This is a genomic window from Streptomyces alboniger (assembly GCF_008704395.1).
GTDB lineage: Bacteria > Actinomycetota > Actinomycetes > Streptomycetales > Streptomycetaceae > Streptomyces > Streptomyces alboniger.
Genome location: NZ_CP023695.1, coordinates 3,965,888 through 3,987,393, shown reverse-complemented (window position 1 = coordinate 3,987,393; position 21,506 = coordinate 3,965,888). Strand labels below are relative to the sequence as shown.

Genomic DNA, 21,506 nt, shown 5'->3' with positions numbered 1-21,506 from the left:
CGTCCTGCCCGCCCGACGCCTCGCGGACACCACCACGAACCCGCCACCGGCGCAACCGCGCCACCCCTCACATTCGCTTACGCAACTCAATCATTCACGTAAGCGAATAGAGCGGACCGCACCCTGCCCCGCACCACACAAGGCCCCGGCCGAACAGCACAAAGCCCCGGCCGCAAAAGCGACCGGGGCCTGTGAAGTGACTGGTGTCGATGACTCACGAACCCGTGGGCACGGAGTCAGTCGCCTCCGTCCACAGATCCTGCTCGGCGCGATCCGCCTGGATCTGGCGGTACACGAGGAGCCCGCCGATGGCGGCCAGTGCGACCAGGAGAAGCTTCTTCACCGCGCGACCTCGTCTTTCCTTGACGTAGGGGACTTCTGGCGCCCGACTATACACACCGATCGATATCGATCGGTGACCTGGATCCGCCCCCAACTCCGGCCCCCCACACAGCAGTCGAAACGGACCTCGGCGCTCCACATGCCCGGCCGCCCACTGTGACTTTCGCCGCCCTCGCCCTTTCTCGGCCCCCTTGAGGCCATCCGGGTGGTGTTCATCTGAACATCGACGCGACGTGAGCGTCGGTCCACCACTCTCGGTCCCGCATACACATCATGAGGAAAGTACGCAAATCGCCCAACCCGAATTGAGGGGCCATGACCGGCAACAAGGCCATGAAGCTGTGGACCACGATCGTCACCGCCTTCCTCGCGCTCTTCGCCGCGCTGGGACTCACCACGACGGCCACCGCGGCCACGGCGGTACAGGAGACCACGAACGCACGCAACGCCACGGAGTGCGCGCCCACACCGGCCCTGGCGGCCCTCTGGACGGCGGCGTACGAACGGTCCCTGCCCCCGACGATGAAGCAGCGCATCCGCGCCGAGGCCCACGGCTCATCCCCCAGCTGCCGGCACCTGCCCCCCACGGACACGGAAGCCGAGGCCGGGACCACCACCCATGAGCCAGGACTCGCCGCGGAGCCGTAACCCGGGCGGCACCCCAGAACCTCCCAAGGCCCCCAGCCACACCGGCTGGGGGCCTTCGTGCGGGCAGGCACACCAGCAAGCCACGGGGAGCGGCGGGCTAGTAGCGGAGCAGCGGGGGGAAGCGAGACAGCGGGGGTAGCGGCGGGGTACCAAGGTCACCCAACGCAGAAGGCCGGTAGATCCAAGAGATCTACCGGCCTTCTGTCCTGGCACGGAGCCACTGTGGGGCTAACAGGATTTGAACCTGTGGCCTCATCCTTATCAGGGATGCGCTCTAACCAACTGAGCTATAGCCCCGCCGCGCTGCGGTGTGTGTCCCGCGCGCTGACCCCTGAAGATTAGCGCACCTGCGGGCCAGTCCCAAAATCGATGCCCGTGCGGGGTCAGCAGCAGGGGCGAACCGGGGCCATGGCCCGGAAAAAGCGCCGCTACTCGTCCTCGGCCAGCGTCAGCTCGACGCCGCCCACGAAGCCCGCGGAGAGGTTGTAGATGAACGCGCCGAGCGTCGCCAGCGCCGTGGCCAGGACGACGTCGATGACCGCGATGATCGCGGTGAAGGTCAGGACGCGCGGCAGCGACAGGAAGGACTGAAGGTCGAAGCCGTTGGACTCGTTCGAGCCCGTCGCCTCGGAGATCGTGCCGCCCACCGTCGAGAAGACGCCCATCGCGTCCATGACCATCCACAGGACGGCCGCCGCGACGATCGTGCAGATGCCGAGCGCGATGGAGAGCAGGAAGCTGACCTTCATCACCGACCACGGATCGGCCCTGGCGACGCGCAGCCGCGCCTTGCGCGTACGCGGCACGGTGCGGACCCCGGTCCGCGGCTTGCGCACCGTGCCCGTCTGCGCGCCGCCGGCGCCCTGCTGGTACGCCTGCGGCGGGTGATACGGCTGGGACGCCTGCTGCTTGGTGGGGCGCTCCCCGGGCAGCGCCCCACCCTCCGTGTCGGCGTCTCGGGTGTCCGTCACAGTCCCCCCCTGGGATCCATGAGACTCGGAGTCCTGTGCATCAGTGGCGGAGCCACGGGCACCGTCCGTACCGGTAGTGCCGGTCCGCTTTGCCTCGGCGCCCGTGGCTCCACTCACGATGACTCACTCCTCGCGCTACTCGGCCGAGGAATCCGTGCCCTCGTCCGTACCGACGGCCGGCTCGCCGCCGTCCGAGTCGTCGACGACGATGTCCCCGTCGACTTCCTCGGCCTCGCGCCCGGCCTCGGCGTTACGAGCGATGCCGACCACGGCATCGCGCTTGCCCAGGTTGATCAGTTGGACGCCCATGGTGTCACGGCCCGTCTCCCTGACCTCGTTGACTCGCGTACGAATCACACCACCGCTCAGCGTGATGGCGAGGATCTCGTCCGTCTCCTCGACCACCAGAGCGCCCACGAGTTCGCCGCGGTCCTCCACGATCTTGGCAGCCTTGATACCGAGGCCACCGCGACCCTGGACGCGGTATTCGTCGACATTGGTCCGCTTCGCGTACCCACCGTCGGTGGCGGTGAACACGAACGTACCCGGCCGGACGACATTCATCGAGAGCAGCTCGTCGCCGTCGCGGAAACTCATGCCCTTCACACCCGACGTGGCGCGGCCCATCGGGCGCAGCGCGTCGTCCGTCGCGGTGAACCTGATCGACTGGGCCTTCTTGCTGATGAGCAGCAGGTCGTCCTCGGCCGAGACCAGCTCGGCGCCGATCAGCTCGTCGTCCGAACCGTCGTCCGTCTCGCGCAGGTTGATGGCGATGACACCGCCCGAACGGGGCGAGTCGTAGTCCTTCAGGGGGGTCTTCTTGACGAGGCCGCCCTTGGTGGCGAGCACCAGGTAGGGCACCGCTTCGTAGTCGCGGATCGCGAGGATCTCGGCGATCTGCTCGTCCGGCTGGAAGGCGAGGAGGTTCGCCACGTGCTGGCCGCGGGCGTCGCGTCCGGCGTCCGGAAGCTCGTACGCCTTGGCGCGGTAGACACGTCCCTTGTTGGTGAAGAACAGCAGCCAGTGGTGCGTCGTCGACACGAAGAAGTGGTCGACGATGTCGTCCTGCTTCAGTTTCGTACCGCGCACGCCCTTGCCGCCGCGCTTCTGCGAGCGGTAGTCCTCCGTCTTGGTGCGCTTGATGTAGCCACCGCGCGTGATGGTGACGACGATGTCCTCTTCGGCGATCAGGTCCTCCATGGACATGTCGCCGTCGAAGGGCACGAGCGCGGACCGGCGGTCCTCGCCGAACTTGTCGACGATCGCCGCCAGCTCTTCACTGATGATCTGGCGCTGCTTCAGCGGGGAGGCCAGGATCGAGTTGTACTCGTTGATCTTCGCCTGGAGTTCGTCGTGCTCGGCGACGATCTTCTGGCGCTCCAGGGCGGCGAGGCGGCGCAGCTGCATCTCGAGGATGGCGTTGGCCTGGATCTCGTCGATCGCGAGCAGGCCCATGAGGCCCTCGCGCGCGATGTCGACGGTCTGGCTGCCGCGGATGAGCGCGATGACCTCGTCGATGGCGTCCAGGGCCTTGAGCAGGCCGCGCAGGATGTGCGCCCGCTCCTCGGCCTTGCGCAGCCGGAACTTCGTACGCCGGACGATGACCTCGACCTGGTGCGTGACCCAGTGGCGGATGAACGCGTCCAGCGAGAGGGTGCGCGGCACGCCGTCGACCAGGGCCAGCATGTTGGCGCTGAAGTTCGACTGGAGGTCGGTGTGCTTGTAGAGGTTGTTCAGGACGACCTTGGCGACCGCGTCCCGCTTGAGGACGATGACCAGACGCTGGCCGGTGCGCGAGGACGACTCGTCGCGGACGTCGGCGATGCCGCCGACCTTGCCGTCCTTGACGAGGTCGGCGATCTTCTGCGCGAGGTTGTCCGGGTTGGTCTGGTAGGGGAGCTCGGTGACCACCAGGCACTGGCGGTTCTGGATCTCCTCGACCGCGACGACCGCGCGCATCGTGATGGAGCCCCGGCCCGTGCGGTAGGCCTCCTCGATGCCCTTGCGGCCCACCACGAGGGCGCCGGTCGGGAAGTCGGGGCCCTTGATGCGCTCGATGAGGGCGTCGAGCAGCTCCTCGTGCGAGGCATCGGGGTGCTCCAGGGCCCACTGCGCGCCCGCCGCGACCTCGCGGAGGTTGTGCGGCGGGATGTTGGTGGCCATGCCGACCGCGATGCCCGCCGAGCCGTTGATCAGCAGGTTCGGGAAGCGTGCCGGCAGGACCGTCGGCTCCTGGTTGCGGCCGTCGTAGTTGTCCGTGAAGTCGACGGTGTCCTCGTCGATGTCACGGACCATCTCCATGGCCAGCGGCGCCATCTTGCACTCGGTGTACCGCATGGCGGCCGCCGGGTCGTTGCCCGGCGAGCCGAAGTTGCCGTTGGAGTCCACCAGCGGCATCCGCATCGACCACGGCTGGGCGAGGCGCACCAGGGCGTCGTAGATGGAGGAGTCGCCGTGCGGGTGGTACGTGCCCATGACGTCGCCGACGACGCGGGCGCACTTGTAGAAGCCCTTCTCGGGGCGGTAGCCGCCGTCGTACATCGCGTACAGGACGCGGCGGTGGACGGGCTTCAGGCCGTCCCGTACGTCGGGCAGCGCGCGGGACACGATGACGGACATCGCGTAGTCGAGGTAGGAGCGCTGCATCTCCGTCTCGAGCCCGACGGGCTCGACGCGCATGCCCACACCGGGAACGGCGGGTTCCTCTTCGGGCATCACAGGGGTGTTCTCGTCGGCCATTGCTGGTCAAAGTCCTTTCGAGGTGCGGCTTGTACGGGCCGACTCAGATGTCGAGGAAGCGGACGTCCTTGGCATTGCGCTGGATGAACGAGCGCCGTGCCTCCACGTCCTCTCCCATCAGCACCGAGAAGAGGTCGTCGGCCTGTGCCGCGTCGTCCAGGGTGACCTGGCCGAGCACGCGGTGTTCCTGGTCCATCGTCGTGATGCGCAGCTCCTCGGCGTTCATCTCGCCGAGGCCCTTGAAGCGCTGGACCGAGTCGTCCCTGATGCGCTTGCCGGCCTGTCGGCCGATCTCCACCAGGGCGTCGCGCTCGCGGTCGGAGTACGCGTACTGGAAGTCGTCCCGCGACCACTTGATCTTGTACAGCGGCGGGCGCGACAGGTAGATGTGCCCGTGCTCGACCAGCGGCCGCATGAAGCGGAAGAGGAACGTCAGGAGCAGCGTGTTGATGTGCTGACCGTCAACGTCGGCGTCCGCCATCAGGATGATCTTGTGATAGCGGAGCTTCTCGATGTCGAAGTCCTCGTGCACACCGGTGCCGAAGGCCGAGATGAGGGCCTGGACTTCCTGGTTGTGCAGGATCTTGTCGATGCGCGCCTTCTCGACGTTCAGGATCTTGCCTCGGATGGGCAGGATCGCCTGGTACATCGGGTCGCGGCCGGACTTCGCCGAGCCACCGGCGGAGTCACCCTCGACGATGAAGATCTCGCACTTCGTCGGGTCGTTCGACTGGCAGTCGGAGAGCTTGCCCGGCAGGGAAGCCGTCTCCAGGAGGCCCTTGCGGCGGGTCAGGTCACGCGCCTTGCGGGCGGCGACACGGGCCGTGGCGGCCTGGATGCCCTTGCGGATGATGTCCGCGGCCTCGTTCGGGTGCCGGTCGAACCAGTCCGTCATGTGCTCGTGCACGACCTTCTGTACGAAGGTCTTCGCTTCGGTGTTGCCCAGCTTGGTCTTGGTCTGGCCCTCGAACTGGGGCTCGCCCAGCTTCACCGAGATGATCGCCGTCAGACCCTCGCGGACGTCCTCACCCGTGAGGTTGTCGTCCTTCTCGCGCAGCAGCTTCTTCTCGCGCGCGTAGCGGTTGACCAGGCCCGTCAACGCGGCCCTGAAGCCCTCTTCGTGCGTGCCGCCCTCGTGCGTGTGGATCGTGTTCGCGAAGGAGTACACGCCCTCGGTGTACTGCGAGTTCCACTGCATCGCGATCTCGACCGAGAGCAACCGCTCCTTGTCCTCGGCCTCGACGTCGATGACGGTCGGGTGGATCACCTCACCCTTGCGGGAGTTGAGGTACTTCACGAAGTCGACGATGCCGCCTTCGTAGTGGTACGTGACCGTGCGGGCCTCGGCGGCCTCGTCGTCGGTCGCCTCGGCCGAGTCCGCACCCGCCGTGGCCTTCGCCGACTCGCGCTCATCAGTGAGTTTGATCGTCAAACCCTTGTTGAGGAACGCCATCTCCTGGAAACGCCGCGCCAGCGTCTCGAAGGAGTACTCGGTGGTCTCGAAGATGTCGCCGTCGGCCCAGAAGGTGACCGAGGTGCCGGTCTCCTGGGTGGCCTCGTGACGCTCGAGGGGCGCGGTCGGGGCGCCGCTCTTGTAGTCCTGCGTCCAGCGGTAGCCGTCCGTCTTGATCTCGACGGAGAGCTTGGTGGAGAGCGCGTTCACCACGGAGACACCGACGCCGTGCAGACCACCGGAGACGGCGTAACCGCCGCCGCCGAACTTGCCGCCCGCGTGCAGCACGGTGAGCACGACCTCGACGGCCGGCTTCTTCTCGACGGGGTGGATGCCCACCGGAATGCCACGGCCGTTGTCGATGACGCGCACGCCGCCGTCGGCGAGGATCGTGACGTCGATCGAGTCCGCGTGCCCGGCGAGGGCCTCGTCGACGGAGTTGTCGACGACTTCCTGCACCAAGTGGTGCAGGCCACGCTCACCGGTCGAGCCGATGTACATGCCCGGTCGCTTGCGGACCGCGTCCAGACCCTCGAGGACGGTAATCGCGCTGGCGTCGTACGAGGCGTTGACCTCGCCGTTCTCGCCGGCGGCGGTGGACGGGATGTTCTCGTTGGGGTTGCCGGAATCGGCCACGAAGCGCCCTTTCTGGCACAGCACAAGCCAAGCTCCCGGCGGTGCCGGAGCGGCTGCGTCGTTCAGCGATAGTCAGCGTTGCTCGGTGCGTCCCACGAGTGAGGCGGGATTAGCTTCCAGTCTACCGGTAGCACTGACATTGATGGGGGCTTGCCGGTACCTGAGTCCTCATGTGCCGCCCTGAACCGGACTCGGCCGACTCCCCATATGCGGAACGGGGCTCCAGAGGGCTCACAGCGGCACTCAGCGCTTCGAGCCGTCAACCCCCAGCGACCGTCGTCGGCGGTCTCAGCCGTAGGTGTCGCCGGGGCCCGTGCTGCCCGGGGCGCGCAAGGGGCCGAAGCGGCGCGGGGGGCCTCCGGGGCCGAGCACCTTGATGAGGCGCACGGTGCCGTGGCCCAGGTCCTCGTTGAGGCGGGCGACCAGCTGCGGGGCCATGAGGCGCAGCTGCGTGGCCCAGGCCGTCGAATCGCACTGCACGGTCAGGACGCGCTCGTCCTCGTCGTACTTCTGCGGGACGCAGTGCTTGGCCAGGTCGTCGCCGACGATCTGCGGCCAGCGGCCCATCACCCCGCCGACCGCGGCCGGGGTCTCCCAGCCGCGCTCGGTGATCAGCCGGTTGATCGCGGAGCCGAGCGGCAGCGGATCGCGCCCGTCGGCCCGCGCGCCGGAGCGGAGTCCGCCGCGGCGGGCCTGCTTCTTCTGCTGAGCGGCATCGCCACGCGCGCGTGCCTGTTCTTTGGCGGCGCGCAGGGCGACCCGGGCCAGGTCGACGCCGGAGGGTTCGGGGGTCTTCGGCGCGCCCCCGTCCTTGGGGTCGCCCTTGGCGGGCTCCTCGGCGCTCATACGCGCTCCACCGCGCCCTCCGCCACCGCGTACCGCGCACCGGCGAGCACGCCCGGCACGTCGTCGTCCACCGCGGCCGTGACGAGCACCTGCTCGCCCGGGGCCACCAGCTCCGCCAGCCGCTCCCTGCGGCGCGCGTCCAGCTCCGCGAAGACGTCGTCGAGGACGAGCACCGGTTCGTTGCCCTCGGCCCTGAGCAGGTCGTACGAGGCCAGGCGCAGCGCCAGTGCGTAGGACCAGGACTCGCCGTGGCTCGCGTACCCCTTCGCGGGGAGCTGGCCCAGCTTGAGCAGCAGGTCGTCGCGGTGCGGACCGACCAGCGTGACCCCCCGCTCGATCTCCTGCTTGCGGGCCTCTTCCAGGGCGGCGGTCAGCTGTTCGTACAGCGCCTCGCGCGTGTGGCCGTCGCCGGGCGCGGACGGCTTGTACTCCAGGGAGACAGGTCCGCCGCCGGGCGCCAGCTGCTCGTACGCCTTGTCCGCCAGCGGCTGCAACGCCGAGATCAGGTCGAGCCGCTGAGCCAGCAGCTCGGCTCCCGCGCGCGCGAGATGCTGGTCCCAGACGTCGAGCGTGGACAGGTCCATGGAGCGCCCGCCGTGGCGTCTGGCGAGGGCGGCAGACTTCAGGAGGGTGTTGCGCTGCTTGAGGACACGGTCGTAGTCGGACCGGACACCCGCCATGCGCGGGGAGCGCGCGGTGATCAGCTCGTCGAGGAAACGCCGCCGTTCCCCGGGGTCGCCCTTGATCAGCGCGAGGTCCTCGGGCGCGAACAGCACCGTACGGACGATCCCCAGCACGTCCCGCGGCCTGACCTGCGAGGACCGGTTGATGCGGGCGCGGTTGGCCTTGCCCGGGTTCAGTTCCAGCTCGATCAGCTGCTGCCGCTCGCCCTGCCTGACGTTGGCCCGGATGATGGCCCGCTCGGCACCCATGCGCACCAGCGGGGCGTCCGAGGAGACCCGGTGGCTGCCGAGCGTGGCGAGATAGCCGACGGCCTCGACGAGATTCGTCTTGCCCTGTCCGTTCGGGCCCACGAACGCGGTGACGCCCGGATCGAGAGGGACCTCGACCCGGGCGTAGGAGCGGAAGTCGGCCAGCGACAGATGCGTGACGTGCATGGTGTGCGCCGACCTCCCCCGGCAAGCCCGTGCGCGACGCACAGGCTGTGGATTACTTCTTCTCGACCGCGTGGCCGCCGAACTGGTTGCGCAGCGCGGCGATCATCTTCATCTGCGGCGAGTCGTCCTGCCGCGAGGCGAAGCGGGCGAAGAGGGACGCGGTGATCGCCGGCAGCGGCACGGCGTTGTCGATGGCCGCCTCGACGGTCCAGCGGCCCTCTCCGGAGTCCTGGGCGAAGCCGCGCAGGCCCTCCAGGTGCTCGTCGTCGTCCAGGGCGTTGACCGCGAGGTCGAGCAGCCAGGAACGGATGACCGTGCCCTCCTGCCAGGAGCGGAAGACCTCACGGACGTCCGTGACCGAGTCGACCTTCTCCAGCAGCTCCCAGCCCTCGGCGTAGGCCTGCATCATGGCGTACTCGATGCCGTTGTGGACCATCTTCGCGAAGTGGCCCGCGCCGACCTTGCCCGCGTGCACCGAGCCGAAGTCGCCCTCGGGCTTCAGCGCGTCGAAGATCGGCTGCACCTTGGCGACGTCGTCCTTGTCGCCGCCGTACATCAGGGCGTAGCCGTTCTCCAGGCCCCAGACGCCGCCGGAGACACCGCAGTCGACGAAGCCGATGCCCTTGGCCCTCAGCTCCTCGGCGTGCTTCTCGTCGTCCGTCCAGCGGGAGTTGCCGCCGTCGACGACGACGTCACCAGGCTGGAGGAGCTCGGACAGCTCGTCGACGGTGGACTGCGTCGCGGCCCCGGCGGGGACCATCACCCACACGACCCGCGGGCCCTTGAGCTTGCCCACAAGCTCTTCCAGGCTGTGGACATCCGCGAGGTCCGGGTTGCGGTCGTATCCGATGACGGTGTGACCTGCGCGGCGGATGCGCTCGCGCATGTTGCCGCCCATCTTGCCGAGGCCGACGAGACCGAGCTCCATCAGTGGTTCCTTCACTAGCGACGTGGCGTTACGGCACTTTCGTACCTGCGTCCGAGCCTACGCCCGGACGCACGCACACACCTGTGGGCTCAGCCGCTCAGACGTACCGGCATGATCAGGTACTTGTAGGCGTCGTCCGCCTCGGCGTCCACGGCCGGCCTGCCGCTCAGCAGCGCGGGCTTCGTGGAGGTCGTGAACGACAGCTGGGCGACCGGGGAGTCGATCGCGCTCAGGCCGTCGAGCAGGAACGTCGGGTTGAAGGCGATCGAGATGTCGTCGCCGTCGAGCTGGGCGTCGACCCTTTCCACAGCCTGTGCGTCGTCGCTGGAGCCGGCCTCCAGGATCAGCACGCCCTGCTCGAAGCTGAGCCGCACCGGGGTGTTCCGCTCGGCGACCAGGGCCACGCGCTTGACGGCCTCCACGAAGGGGGCGGTCTCGATCACGGCCACCGAGTTGAACTCGGTCGGGAACAGCGTGCGGTACTTCGGCAGGTCGCCCTCGAGGAGACGCGTGGTCGTACGCCGTCCCGCGCCCTCGAAACCGATCAGGCCCTCGCCCGCGCCCGAGCCGGACAGCGCCAGGGTGACCGTGTCGCCGCTCGTGAGCGCCTTGGCGGTGTCCAGGAGCGTCTTGGCGGGGACCAGGGCGACCGCGGACGCCTCGGGGTTCTCCGGCTTCCACAGGAACTCGCGGACCGCGAAGCGGTAGCGGTCGGTGGAGGCCAGGGTGACCGTGTCGCCCTCGATCTCGATGCGTACGCCGGTCAGCACGGGCAGTGTGTCGTCGCGGCCCGCGGCGATGGCCACCTGGGAGGCGGCGGAGGCGAAGACCTCACCGGGGACGGTGCCGGTGGCGGTCGGCATCTGCGGCAGCGCGGGGTACTCCTCCACAGGAAGCGTGTGGAGTGTGAATCGCGAGGAGCCGCAGACGACCGTCGCCCGTACACCGTCTGTGGAGATCTCCACCGGGCGGTTGGGGAGCGCGCGGCAGATGTCCGCGAGGAGGCGGCCGGACACGAGGACCGTGCCTTCCTCGTCCACCTCGGCGTCCACCGAGACGCGCGCCGAGACCTCGTAGTCGAAGCTCGACAGGCTCAGTGCGCCTTCCTCGGCCTTCAGCAGCAGGCCTGCGAGGACGGGCGCAGGCGGCCGGGCCGGGAGGCTGCGCGCCGCCCAGGCCACCGCCTCCGCGAGTACGTCGCGTTCAACCCGGATCTTCACCTAAGCCGCCCTCCTGCTGTTGCTGGCTGCTCTCGCCCGCTGGGCCTGTGGCCCTCGTCGTCTGACTCGGTGCCTCTCAGCCATGCCGTGGGAGGGACACCGGGGTCCAGTCTGACGCACGGCACTGACAGTCGGTGCCTGTCGGGGTCAAGTCGTGGCGAGCGGTGTCGGAGGCCCGGAGCGAGAGTTGTGCACAGCCCCAGCTTCGAAACCATTTCCCCGGTCTCTCTAGTTGGGAGTAGTAGTAGGGGCTGTGGAAACCGTGGATAACCGCGAATGCGCTGGTCAGTGCCGGTTTTTTATCCACTGAGCCTGTGGGCGGAGCCCGTGGACAACCGGGTGTTTCTGTGGACGGGCGAAAGTTCTGCACACCCGATGCACAGGTAGGGGCCACTTCTCCCCAGCGCTGTCCCCAGCTTTACCCAGCTTCCCCACAGGCCAACCGACCACCTTGGTGTGACGCCTTTCACTCGACCCGGTGAGAGGGCGCGTCACGTTGCCGAACAGTGGACAGCCGTGTGGAGAAGCTGGGGAAAGCTGGGGACAACGAGCCCGATCCTGTGGGCCGCCGGTGGACAACGTCGTGCACATCCTGTGGACGGAATTTCCATCCACACCCTGTGGACAGTCTTCGTCCACGAATCCACAACCAGCTGACCAGGCCTGATGATCTCTCAGCAGCGTCCCCTGTGGACAGCGTCTGGACAACTTTCCAGTCCCCAGGGTGTGGAAGCGAAAAAGTTCGAACATCTGTGGAGAACCCCCGTCTGAACAGGGGAAATCGAACAGCGAGGCCTGCTCGTACGACATCCCTGTGCGGTCCCTGACCGCTTCCGGCGCGGTCGGAACGGGCTCCACGCGCGCGTGAGCAACGAAAAAGGGCGCCCCAGGACTTGTCCCGGGGCGCCCTCAGCGACGTGTCGCGGCGGCTCTCAGCCGTTCTTGATGCGGTTGGTCAGCTCGGTGACCTGGTTGTAGATGGAGCGCCGCTCGGCCATCAGTGCGCGGATCTTGCGGTCCGCGTGCATGACGGTCGTGTGGTCACGGCCGCCGAACTGCGCCCCGATCTTCGGCAGGGAGAGGTCTGTCAGCTCGCGGCACAGGTACATGGCGATCTGGCGGGCCGTCACCAGGACGCGGCTGCGCGAGGATCCGCACAGGTCGTCCACCGTCAGCCCGAAGTAGTCGGCGGTCGCGGCCATGATGGCCGTCGCCGTGATCTCCGGAGCCGCGTCCTCCCCGCCCGGGATCAGGTCCTTGAGGACGATCTCCGTGAGCCCCAGGTCCACGGGCTGTCGGTTCAGCGACGCGAACGCCGTGACCCGGATCAGCGCGCCCTCCAGCTCACGGATGTTCCGCGAGATCCGCGACGCGATGAACTCGAGCACTTCCGGAGGGGCGTTCAGCTGCTCCTGCACCGCCTTCTTGCGAAGGATGGCGATACGCGTCTCCAGCTCGGGCGGCTGGACGTCGGTGATCAGTCCCCACTCGAAGCGGTTGCGCAGCCGGTCCTCCAGGGTCACCAGCTGCTTGGGCGGCCGGTCGCTGGAGAGGACGATCTGCTTGTTCGCGTTGTGGAGCGTATTGAAGGTGTGGAAGAACTCCTCCTGCGTCGACTCCTTGTCCGCGAGGAACTGGATGTCGTCGACCAGCAGGATGTCCATCTCGCGGTAGCGCTTGCGGAAGCTGTCGCCCTTGCCGTCGCGGATGGAGTTGATGAACTCGTTGGTGAACTCCTCGGAGCTCACGTACCGCACGCGCGTGCCGGGGTACAGGCTGCGGGCGTAGTGCCCGATCGCGTGCAGAAGATGCGTTTTGCCGAGCCCGGACTCCCCATAGATGAAGAGCGGGTTGTAGGCCTTCGCGGGCGCCTCGGCGACGGCGACCGCGGCCGCGTGCGCGAAGCGGTTGGACGCACCGATGACGAAGGTGTCGAAGAGGTACTTGGGGTTGAGCCGCGCGGTCGGCTCGCCGGGTCCCGTCGCGGGCGCCGGCTGCGCGGCCAGCGGGCCGGGGGCGCCGCTCGACGACGTGGGGCCCACCGGACCGCCCCGGTGCACTCCGTGGCCGCCGTGCCCGGCATTGCCCCGGTGGTCACGCGGGTCGCGGTGATCGCGGGGATCGCGATGGCCCCGGTGATCGCCGGACGAGTCGGGCATGTCGTGGCGCTCGCGCCGGTCCTGCTGCTCGGAGCGCTGCTGCTCGTACGGCGAGCGCTCCTGCGGCGGCTGCGAGCGGTAGTCGTGCTGCGGCTGCTGGGCCGGGCTCGCGTAGGGATCGCGGTCGGGGAAGCCGAGCCGCGGCTGCTGCCAGCCGTAGTCGTCCTGCGGCGGCTGCTGCTGCGGCCAGGCGCCCGGGGCCGGCCGCTGATAGTCGGGGTAGGCGGGCCGGGCGGACGGCATCTGATCGGACCGGGAGCCCGACTGGTGCTCGTCCGAGGGGCGGCGCCCGTAACCGTCGTACGAGTCGCGCCCCTGACCGGACCCGGAGGGCAGCTCGGGCTCTTCGTAACGCTGCTGGTGCGACTGCTGCTGGCCGTTCTGGTGCTGCATCGGCGGCGCCGGCGGACCCGGCGGCTCGCCCACGGAGTCGTCGACCGTGATGGCGATGCGGATCGGGCGGCCGCACTCGCGGGTCAGGGTCTCGCTGACCACGGGTGCGAGGCGTCCCTCGAGTACGCCCTTGGCGAATTCGTTCGGGACGGCTAGCAGCGCCGTGTCGGCGACCAGCGCCAGGGGCTGGCAGCTCCTGAGCCACCGCTCGTCCTTCGCCTCGACGCCCTGACCCCGCCCCTCACCCAGCAGATGTTCCAGAACTCGTGGCCACACTGCGGCAAGATCGGCAGGTACGTCAGCCACAGGGCACGCTCTCTCACGGGGTCCCACGAAGGTGTGGTTCTTGGGACGGAAATCGGGATGGGGAGGGGGAAGGGAACGAATCGGAGTTCAGCCAAGGTAGTCAGGGCGACGGCTGCGGTTCAAGTTGTTGTCCACAGGCTGTGCACAGTGTCTCCCTTCAGCGGTCGGTTTGACCGGATGGCGTAGTCCCGCGTACCGTGACCAGGTCGAGTTGTCGATGGCTGCTGCCGCCTGCCTCCGATGGGCAAAGATCACGATCTGTGATTGTGAAGCGGTGCACTCGGTGCGTATTCGCGAGCTTCTCGTGGGCGCACGGTGACAGCCAGGCGATGTCCCGCCACCACACGATCATTTCTGGAGCCCCCGAGTGAGCAAGCGCACCTTCCAGCCGAACAACCGTCGTCGCGCCAAGACCCACGGCTTCCGGCTGCGCATGCGCACCCGTGCCGGCCGCGCGATTCTCGCGTCCCGCCGTGGCAAGGGTCGCGCCCGCCTGTCCGCCTGATCTCAGTCAGGTCATGACGTCGTGCTGCCTACCGAGCATCGGCTGAGGCGGCGCGAAGACTTCGCGACCGCGGTACGACGAGGGCGCCGGGCTGGTCGCCCGCTCCTCGTCGTCCATCTACGTAGCGGTGCAATGGACCCGCACGTGCCTGGGGAGACCCTTCCCCCGACACGTGCGGGTTTCGTTGTCAGCAAGGCCGTGGGTGGAGCAGTCGTACGCAATACGGTGAAGCGCAGGCTTCGCCACCTCATGCGTGACCGGCTGGCCTCCGTGCCCCCCGGTAGCCTGGTAGTCGTACGAGCGCTGCCCGGAGCGGGTGACGCCGACCATGCACAGCTGGCCCGAGACCTGGACGCCGCCTTGCAGCGGTTGCTGGGAGGGGGCGCGCGATGAAGTACCCGCTGCTGGCCCTGATCAAGCTGTACCAGTGGACGATCAGTCCACTCCTGGGCCCGGTGTGCAAGTACTACCCGTCGTGTTCCCGCTACGGCTATCTGGCCATCGACCGGCACGGCGCGATCAAGGGAACGGCGCTCACTGCCTGGCGCATCCTTCGGTGCAACCCGTGGTCGCTCGGTGGTGTCGACCATGTTCCGCCGCGCAAGCGTCCGCGGTGGCACGAGATGCTGCGCGCCGCCTGGCGCGAACGCAAGGGCGGGCCCTCCGCCGCAGGCGGGCCGACCGGGGCTCTTCCCCCGAGCACGGCTGCCGAGACCGAGACCCCGTCCCATGCTCAAGGAGCCTGATTAGTGGACACGATTGCCAGTCTCTTCAGCTTTATCACGACACCAGTTTCGTGGGTCATCGTCCAGTTCCACTCGGTGTACGGGAAGATCTTCGGTCCCGACACGGGCTGGGCCTGGGGCCTGTCCATCGTGTCCCTGGTGATCCTGATCCGTATCTGCCTGATCCCGCTCTTCGTGAAGCAGATCAAGGCCACTCGGGCCATGCAGACGCTTCAGCCCGAGATGAAGAAGATCCAGGAGCGCTACAAGAGCGACAAGCAGCGCCAGTCCGAAGAGATGATGAAGCTGTACAAGGAGTCGGGTACCAACCCGCTCTCCTCGTGCCTTCCCATCCTGGCGCAGTCGCCCTTCTTCTTCGCCCTGTACCACGTGCTGAACGGCATCGCGACGGGCAAGGAGATTGGTGTCATCGACGGCCCGCTCCTGGAGAGCGCGCGTAACGCGCACATCTTCGGTGCCCCGCTGGCCGCGAAGTTCATGGACAGCGCCGACAAGGTCGCCTCGCTCGGTGCCACGCTGACCGACGTCCGCGTCATCACCGCCGTCATGATCATCCTGATGTCGGCGTCGCAGTTCTTCACCCAGCGCCAGCTGATGACGAAGAACGTGGACACGACGGTCAAGACGCCGTTCATGCAGCAGCAGAAGATGCTCATGTACGTCTTCCCGATCATGTTCGCCATCTTCGGCATCAACTTCCCCGTCGGTGTCCTCGTCTACTGGCTGACCACCAACGTGTGGACCATGGGCCAGCAGATGTTCGTGATCCGCCGGAACCCCACGCCGGGCTCCAAGGCCCAGGCCGCCTTCCTGGAGCGCCTGCAGAAGCAGGTCACGCACCACAAGAAGGTGCGGGGCCGCGGCAACGTGAACGTCGTCAAGGCGATCGTCGCCAAGGGCCGGGACCGCAACGAGTTCGAGCGCAAGTTCATCAACGGTCTGACCAAGGCGGGCCTCGCGGCCCAGGCCGACGGCTCCGTGGTGGAGAGCGAGAGTGCCGTCGCCACGCTGACCGAGGACGGGGCCACGGCCGCCGGGGCTCCGAAGCGCCAGCAGCCCAAGCGCCAGAGCAAGGCCAAGCGCCAGTCCGCCATCGCGCAGGGCGCCAAGGCGGAGGGCGAAGAGGTACCCAAGACGTCGCTGGAGAAGGCTCAGGACCAGCCTGAGGACGCCGCCCCCAAGGCCAAGCCGACAGGCGGTAGCACGACGGGCAACAAGCCCGGCTCCGGAACGCGCAGCAAAGCCAAGTCGGGACAGCAGCGCAAGGGCCAGCAGCGGCCCAAGCACCCGTCCTCCAAGAAGTAGAAGGAGTCCATCCCGTGACGGAAGGCACCACCTCCGCCGCAGCCGAGGCCGAGGCCGGCGACACGCTCACCCGCCTCGAGCAGGAGGGCGAGATCGCTGCGGACTACCTCGAGGGTCTGCTGGACATCGCCGACCTCGACGGCGACATCGACATGGACGTCGAGGCCGACCGGGCCGCTGTCTCGATCATCAGCGACACCGCCAGCCGTGACCTCCAGAAGCTGGTCGGCCGTGACGGAGAGGTCCTGGAGGCACTCCAGGAGCTCACGCGTCTCGCCGTGCACCGCGAGACCGGTGACCGCAGTCGCCTGATGCTCGACATCGCGGGCTACCGCGCCAAGAAGCGTGAGGAGCTCTCGGAGATCGGCGCCCAGGCCGCGGCCGAGGTCAAGAGCTCCGGTGAGCCGACCAAGCTCAAGCCGATGACGCCGTTCGAGCGCAAGGTCGTGCATGATGCGGTCAAGGCCGCCGGCCTGCGCAGTGAGTCCGAGGGCGAGGAGCCGCAGCGCTTCGTCGTCGTACTCCCCGCCTGAGCGGTCCCGCGTACGCCCGGCCCCGTCTGTTCGCAGGCGGGGCCGGTCTTTGTCAGCCTGATAGTCAGCCACCCCAGTGCGGTACGGAAGGACGGTCCCCGTGACGGAGGATGCGGAGCTCCCCCCGGCGCCTGAAGAGGCCCGGACGGTATTCGGCGATCGCTTCACGGACGCGGTCCGGTACGCGGAGCTGCTCGCCGATGCGGGAGTGCAGAGAGGCCTGATCGGCCCCCGGGAAGTGCCCCGGCTCTGGGAACGGCATCTGCTGAACTGCGCGGTGCTGTCCGAGGTCGTGCCCGAGGGCGTCACGGTGTGCGATGTCGGCTCCGGTGCCGGGCTGCCCGGCATCCCCCTGGCCCTGGTGCGCCCAGACCTGAAGATCACGCTCCTCGAACCGCTGCTGCGGCGTACGAACTTCCTCACGGAGGTCGTGGAGCTGCTCGGCCTCGACCATGTGACGGTGGTGCGGGGTCGCGCCGAGGAGGTCCTCGGCAAGCTGCCTCCGGTCCATGTGGTCACCGCGCGAGCCGTGGCGCCGCTGGATCGCCTGGCTGCCTGGGGCGTCCCGCTGCTGCGTCCTTATGGGGAGATGCTCCTCCTCAAGGGCGACACCGCCGAGGAAGAGGTCAAGGCCGCTGGATCCGCGCTGAGCAAGCTCGGTGCGGTGGGCACCTCGGTCCTGCATGTCGGTGAGGGCGTGGTGGATCCGTTGTCCACCGTCGTGCGGGTCGAGGTCGGGGAGAGCCCGGGAGGTGTGCGCTTCGCCGCGAAGCGGGCCAAGGCCGCGCGCACCGGGCGTGCGAGGCGCCGCCGCGGCTGACGGCTCGGCGGGCTGTACTCCACAAAATCTGCCAAACGTACGCATCCCGGGGTGTCGCGCCAGCGGCACCCCGGCTGCCGTGCATCGTGTTTCACGTGAAACGTCGCTCACTGCTGCATGGCATCATCAGTCGCGGCCGCGCCGCGGAACCTCGCGAACGTCGACCACTTGGGTCCCTCGATAAGGGCACGGAGTTGTCCACAGAGGGGGATTCGTCCACAGAAGACCGGGCCTCGCTGGTTCATGACCCTCAAAGCATGGGAGGCTCTGTTCATTGCGAGCCTGATGTCGAGGAGAGTGAATCCTTGCGGTCCGACGCCAACATCGCGGGACCGATGACCGATCCGGTCCCCGGTCCCCGTACCGAATCGGCGGGGGAGGATGTTTCACGTGAAACACCGACCCCGATGGACGACACCCCCATCGGTCGTGCTGCCCAACTGGCGGTGGAAGCCCTCGGCCGCGCGGGCGAAGGCCTGCCACGCCCCGAGCAGACCCGTGTCATGGTGGTCGCCAATCAGAAGGGCGGGGTGGGCAAGACGACGACAACCGTCAATCTCGCCGCCTCGCTCGCTCTGCACGGCGCCCGCGTCCTGGTGATCGACCTCGACCCGCAGGGCAACGCCTCCACCGCTCTCGGTATCGACCATCACGCCGAAGTGCCGTCCATCTACGACGTCCTGGTCGAGAGCAAGCCGCTCTCCGACGTCGTTCAGCCGGTGACGGACGTCGAGGGTCTCTTCTGCGCCCCGGCCACGATCGATCTCGCCGGTGCGGAGATCGAGCTGGTGTCCCTGGTGGCGCGGGAGAGCCGGCTTCAGCGGGCCATCCAGGCCTACGAGCAGCCGCTGGACTACATCCTCATCGACTGCCCGCCGTCCCTCGGACTGCTGACGGTCAATGCCCTGGTGGCCGGCGCGGAGGTGCTGATCCCCATCCAGTGCGAGTACTACGCACTGGAAGGGCTCGGCCAGCTCCTGCGCAACGTCGACCTCGTGCGGGGCCATCTCAACCCCAACCTGCACGTCTCGACGATCCTGCTCACCATGTACGACGGCAGGACCCGGCTCGCCTCCCAGGTGGCGGACGAGGTGCGCAACCACTTCGGCGGCGAGGTGCTGCGGACCAGCATCCCGCGCTCGGTCCGCATCTCGGAGGCTCCGAGCTACGGCCAGACGGTGCTCACCTACGACCCGGGATCGAGCGGCGCCCTCTCCTACTTCGAAGCGGCACGCGAGATCGCGCTGCGCGGAGTCGGAGTGCGCTACGACGTCCAACACGCCCACGCGGGCGCTCAGAACGACCAGCACAGCACGACGGAGGGGATGCAGTGAGCGAGCGACGGAGGGGACTGGGGCGAGGCCTCGGTGCCTTGATCCCTGCGGCCCCGACAGAGAAGCAGGTGTCGCAGAGCGCGGCGGGAGCCTCGACGTCCCCCACGGTTGTGCCGGTACTCACTGCCGAGCGGGGAGTGGCCGCGGCGAAGGTGACCGCGCTTCCGCAGAGCCCTGTTTCACACGAAACGGCGGAGCCGGCCCAGCGGTCCGTGGAGGCCCTGGAGAACGCTCCGGTGGCCGGTGCGCACTTCGCCGAGCTGCCGCTCGACTTCATCTCGCCCAACCCGCGGCAGCCTCGTGAGGTCTTCGACGAGGACGCTCTCGCGGAGCTGGTCACCTCCATCAAGGAGGTCGGGCTTCTCCAGCCGGTCGTCGTACGGCAGTTGGGCCCCGCGCGCTACGAACTCATCATGGGCGAGCGGCGCTGGCGGGCCTGCCGTGAAGCGGGCCTGGAGCGTATCCCGGCGATCGTGCGGGCCACGGACGACGACAAGCTCCTGCTGGACGCGCTGCTGGAGAACCTGCACCGCGCCCAGCTGAACCCTCTGGAAGAGGCAGCCGCCTACGACCAGTTGCTCAAGGACTTCAACTGCACGCACGACCAGCTGGCGGACCGCATCGGCCGGTCCCGCCCGCAGGTCTCCAACACGCTGCGCCTGCTGAAGCTCTCGCCGGCCGTGCAGCGCAGGGTGGCCGCCGGGGTTCTCTCCGCGGGGCACGCCCGCGCGCTGCTCTCCGTCGAGGACTCGGAGGAACAGGACCGGCTGGCTCACCGGATCGTGGCCGAAGGCCTTTCGGTGCGTGCCGTCGAGGAGATCGTGACCCTCATGGGGTCACGGCCGCAGAGCGCTCCCAAGGCCAAGGGGCCGCGTGCCGGTGCCCGGCTTTCGCCGGCGCTGAGCAGCCTCGCCACCCGGCTCTCGGACCGGTTCGAGACCCGGGTGCGGGTGGATTTGGGCCAGAAGAAGGGCAAGATCGTCGTCGACTTCGCCTCCCTGGAGGACCTGGAGCGCATTCTCAGCACGCTGGCTCCGGGCGAGGGGCCTGTCCTTCAGAACGGGCAGGCCGAGGACGCCTCGGAAGACGCCGCTGAGGACGACAGGGCCTGAGTCACAAGGGACGGACTCGCGAGAGCGGGCCGTGTCCGGTCTGCACCGGAACACGGCCCGCTCTTTGCTTTCCTGCGGTATCGATGGAATCACTTCGTGGATACGATGCGTTCGGGTATGGCGCATCCACCTGACGGCACCTCATTGGGGAGGCGGGGGCCATGCGATCGATGAGCCGCACCGGACTGATGACCGCGGGCCTGGGGCTGGGAGCGGTCGGCGGGTTCGTCGGCAGCCTGCTCCGGGAACGCAGCGCTCTGACAGCCGCCCGCAGCGCGGCGGGCGAGGAAAGTGAGGAACCGCCTTCATGGGGCGTCGGCTCGTACCGCTCACGCTGGACAACCTCCCGGACCTCCCCACGCGCTGCCGCTCGTGCGTCTTCTGGGAGCTGGACCCGGTCAGCGGCCAAGCCGCGGTAAAGGCGGGCACGCCAGAGCTGGAGAAGGAGGCGTGGATCTCCGCGGTCCTGCTGGAGTGGGGGTCCTGCGGCCGGGTCGTGTACGTCGACGATGTGCCGGTGGGCTACGTGCTCTACGCACCTCCCGCGTACGTTCCGCGCTCCACCGCGTTCCCCACGAGCCCTGTGTCTCCGGATGCCGTCCAGCTCATGACAGCGTGGATCATGCCCGAGTACCAGGGGCAGGGCCTCGGCCGGGTGGTCGTCCAGACGGTGGCCAAGGATCTGCTGCGCCGGGGCTTCAAGGCGATCGAGGCCTTCGGGGATGCTCGGTGGGAGAAGCCCGCGTGTCTGCTGCCCGCGGAGCACCTTCTGGCGGTGGGCTTCAAGACGGTCCGCCCGCACCCCGCCTATCCGCGGTTGAGACTGGAGCTGCGGACGACGCTTTCTTGGAAGGAAGACGTCGAGCTGGCTATCGATCGCCTTCTTGGAGCGGTACAGAAGGAGCCTGTGCTCCGACCGCTCTGACGTCGGACAGCAGAATGGACCAGCCCTCCAAGGAGGGACTGGTCCATTCGTGTTTCACGTGAAACATCGCCCGTCGCGTGAAACGTCGTCGCTGATTACTCGGCGATGAAGTCCGCGAGGTCGCGCTCCAGCGCGGCCTTCGGCTTGGCGCCGACGATCGTCTTGGCCACCTCGCCGCCCTGGTACACGTTCAGCGTCGGGATGGACATGACGCCGTACTTGGCCGCGATGCCGGGGTTCTCGTCGATGTTGAGCTTGACGACCTCGATCTTGTCGCCGTGCTCGGCCGCGATCGCCTCGAGAGACGGGGCGATCTGGCGGCACGGGCCGCACCAGGCGGCCCAGAAGTCCACCAGTACGGGCTTGTCGCTCTTGAGGACGTCCTCCTCGAAGGAGGCGTCTGTCACGTTCTTCAGGGTGCCGGCCACGGCAGTCTCCTTAACTTGGTGCGGTGGGGAAGATGGGGG

Annotated in this window: 20 protein-coding genes and 1 tRNA gene; 10 read left to right on the top strand and 11 right to left on the bottom strand. The window is 68.2% G+C overall.

Annotation, left to right across the window (positions count from 1 at the left end):
• Positions 1-214: 214 nt before the first annotated feature.
• Positions 215-343 carry a DLW-39 family protein gene (locus tag CP975_RS35405; protein WP_003999697.1) on the bottom strand — a complete coding sequence of 43 codons (129 nt, stop codon included), beginning with the start codon at positions 341-343 and terminating at the stop codon, positions 215-217.
• Positions 344-657: 314 nt separating this feature from the next.
• On the opposite strand from CP975_RS35405, the gene CP975_RS17695 reads away from it, so the two are divergent.
• A complete protein-coding gene (locus CP975_RS17695; protein ID WP_055527292.1) occupies positions 658-990 on the top strand; it encodes a DUF6344 domain-containing protein in 333 nt (110 codons plus the stop codon).
• Positions 991-1,213: 223 nt separating this feature from the next.
• Here the strand turns inward: CP975_RS17695 and CP975_RS17690 are convergent.
• The 9 genes from CP975_RS17690 to dnaA all read right to left on the bottom strand — a co-directional run bounded on the left by CP975_RS17690 (position 1,214) and on the right by dnaA (position 13,729).
• Positions 1,214-1,287: transfer RNA gene (locus tag CP975_RS17690), tRNA-Ile, on the bottom strand.
• A gap of 131 nt (positions 1,288-1,418) precedes the next feature.
• Positions 1,419-2,078 carry a DUF3566 domain-containing protein gene (locus tag CP975_RS17685; protein WP_150477092.1) on the bottom strand — a complete coding sequence of 220 codons (660 nt, stop codon included), beginning with the start codon at positions 2,076-2,078 and terminating at the stop codon, positions 1,419-1,421.
• Between the two features lie 18 nt (positions 2,079-2,096).
• On the bottom strand, positions 2,097-4,700 hold the full coding sequence (gyrA, locus tag CP975_RS17680) for a DNA gyrase subunit A (RefSeq protein ID WP_055527288.1): 2,604 nt from the start codon (positions 4,698-4,700) through the stop codon (positions 2,097-2,099).
• 43 nt (positions 4,701-4,743) lie between these two features.
• Complete coding sequence (gyrB, locus tag CP975_RS17675; RefSeq protein ID WP_030780002.1) at positions 4,744-6,813, bottom strand: DNA topoisomerase (ATP-hydrolyzing) subunit B; 2,070 nt, start codon at positions 6,811-6,813, stop codon at positions 4,744-4,746.
• Positions 6,814-7,077: 264 nt separating this feature from the next.
• The gene (locus CP975_RS17670; protein ID WP_055527286.1) at positions 7,078-7,635 is read right to left on the bottom strand and encodes a DciA family protein; all 558 of its coding nucleotides are present in this window, start codon (positions 7,633-7,635) and stop codon (positions 7,078-7,080) included.
• Positions 7,632-8,753 (bottom strand): DNA replication/repair protein RecF, encoded by a 1,122-nt coding sequence (gene recF, locus CP975_RS17665; protein ID WP_055527285.1) that lies wholly within the window; start codon positions 8,751-8,753, stop codon positions 7,632-7,634. Before recF ends, CP975_RS17670 begins: the two co-directional genes overlap by 4 nt.
• A gap of 52 nt (positions 8,754-8,805) precedes the next feature.
• Positions 8,806-9,681: a phosphogluconate dehydrogenase (NAD(+)-dependent, decarboxylating) gene (gnd, locus tag CP975_RS17660; protein WP_055527284.1), complete on the bottom strand. Its 876-nt coding sequence runs from the start codon at positions 9,679-9,681 to the stop codon at positions 8,806-8,808.
• A gap of 89 nt (positions 9,682-9,770) precedes the next feature.
• Positions 9,771-10,901: a DNA polymerase III subunit beta gene (gene dnaN, locus CP975_RS17655; RefSeq protein ID WP_030780013.1), complete on the bottom strand. Its 1,131-nt coding sequence runs from the start codon at positions 10,899-10,901 to the stop codon at positions 9,771-9,773.
• 932 nt (positions 10,902-11,833) lie between these two features.
• A complete protein-coding gene (dnaA, locus tag CP975_RS17645; protein ID WP_246201540.1) occupies positions 11,834-13,729 on the bottom strand; it encodes a chromosomal replication initiator protein DnaA in 1,896 nt (631 codons plus the stop codon).
• Positions 13,730-14,126: 397 nt separating this feature from the next.
• On the opposite strand from dnaA, the gene rpmH reads away from it, so the two are divergent.
• The 9 genes from rpmH to CP975_RS17600 all read left to right on the top strand — a co-directional run bounded on the left by rpmH (position 14,127) and on the right by CP975_RS17600 (position 21,039).
• Positions 14,127-14,264 (top strand): 50S ribosomal protein L34, encoded by a 138-nt coding sequence (gene rpmH, locus CP975_RS17640; protein ID WP_003949374.1) that lies wholly within the window; start codon positions 14,127-14,129, stop codon positions 14,262-14,264.
• 21 nt (positions 14,265-14,285) lie between these two features.
• Complete coding sequence (gene rnpA / locus CP975_RS17635; RefSeq protein ID WP_078593912.1) at positions 14,286-14,657, top strand: ribonuclease P protein component; 372 nt, start codon at positions 14,286-14,288, stop codon at positions 14,655-14,657.
• Positions 14,654-15,010, top strand: a complete 357-nt coding sequence (yidD, locus tag CP975_RS17630; protein ID WP_055527282.1) for a membrane protein insertion efficiency factor YidD — start codon at positions 14,654-14,656, stop codon at positions 15,008-15,010. Before rnpA ends, yidD begins: the two co-directional genes overlap by 4 nt.
• 3 nt (positions 15,011-15,013) lie before the next feature.
• Positions 15,014-16,315, top strand: coding sequence for a membrane protein insertase YidC (gene yidC / locus CP975_RS17625; protein ID WP_055527281.1), 1,302 nt, complete (start codon positions 15,014-15,016; stop codon positions 16,313-16,315).
• 14 nt (positions 16,316-16,329) lie between these two features.
• The gene (locus tag CP975_RS17620; protein WP_055527280.1) at positions 16,330-16,848 is read left to right on the top strand and encodes a Jag family protein; all 519 of its coding nucleotides are present in this window, start codon (positions 16,330-16,332) and stop codon (positions 16,846-16,848) included.
• 100 nt (positions 16,849-16,948) lie between these two features.
• On the top strand, positions 16,949-17,668 hold the full coding sequence (gene rsmG / locus CP975_RS17615; RefSeq protein ID WP_055527279.1) for a 16S rRNA (guanine(527)-N(7))-methyltransferase RsmG: 720 nt from the start codon (positions 16,949-16,951) through the stop codon (positions 17,666-17,668).
• Positions 17,669-17,925: 257 nt separating this feature from the next.
• Positions 17,926-19,002, top strand: coding sequence for a ParA family protein (locus tag CP975_RS17610; protein WP_150477091.1), 1,077 nt, complete (start codon positions 17,926-17,928; stop codon positions 19,000-19,002).
• On the top strand, positions 18,999-20,114 hold the full coding sequence (locus CP975_RS17605; RefSeq protein ID WP_055527277.1) for a ParB/RepB/Spo0J family partition protein: 1,116 nt from the start codon (positions 18,999-19,001) through the stop codon (positions 20,112-20,114). The genes CP975_RS17610 and CP975_RS17605 overlap by 4 nt, the downstream gene beginning before the upstream one ends.
• 307 nt (positions 20,115-20,421) lie before the next feature.
• On the top strand, positions 20,422-21,039 hold the full coding sequence (locus CP975_RS17600; protein ID WP_055527276.1) for a GNAT family N-acetyltransferase: 618 nt from the start codon (positions 20,422-20,424) through the stop codon (positions 21,037-21,039).
• A 95-nt stretch (positions 21,040-21,134) separates the two neighbouring features.
• Here the strand turns inward: CP975_RS17600 and trxA are convergent, their stop codons facing one another.
• The gene (gene trxA / locus CP975_RS17595) at positions 21,135-21,467 is read right to left on the bottom strand and encodes a thioredoxin (protein WP_055527275.1); all 333 of its coding nucleotides are present in this window, start codon (positions 21,465-21,467) and stop codon (positions 21,135-21,137) included.
• Between the last annotated feature and the right edge of the window lie 39 nt (positions 21,468-21,506).

What these genes read in the sequence shown, in the direction of transcription:
- CP975_RS17695 (WP_055527292.1), top strand. Translation starts at nt 658, where the DNA reads ATGACCGGCAACAAGGCCATGAAGCTGTGGACCACGATCGTCACCGCC.
- gyrA (WP_055527288.1), bottom strand. Translation starts at nt 4,700, where the DNA reads ATGGCCGACGAGAACACCCCTGTGATGCCCGAAGAGGAACCCGCCGTT.
- CP975_RS17670 (WP_055527286.1), bottom strand. Translation starts at nt 7,635, where the DNA reads ATGAGCGCCGAGGAGCCCGCCAAGGGCGACCCCAAGGACGGGGGCGCG.
- recF (WP_055527285.1), bottom strand. Translation starts at nt 8,753, where the DNA reads ATGCACGTCACGCATCTGTCGCTGGCCGACTTCCGCTCCTACGCCCGG.
- gnd (WP_055527284.1), bottom strand. Translation starts at nt 9,681, where the DNA reads ATGGAGCTCGGTCTCGTCGGCCTCGGCAAGATGGGCGGCAACATGCGC.
- yidD (WP_055527282.1), top strand. Translation starts at nt 14,654, where the DNA reads ATGAAGTACCCGCTGCTGGCCCTGATCAAGCTGTACCAGTGGACGATC.
- CP975_RS17610 (WP_150477091.1), top strand. Translation starts at nt 17,926, where the DNA reads ATGGGAGGCTCTGTTCATTGCGAGCCTGATGTCGAGGAGAGTGAATCC.
- CP975_RS17600 (WP_055527276.1), top strand. Translation starts at nt 20,422, where the DNA reads ATGGGGCGTCGGCTCGTACCGCTCACGCTGGACAACCTCCCGGACCTC.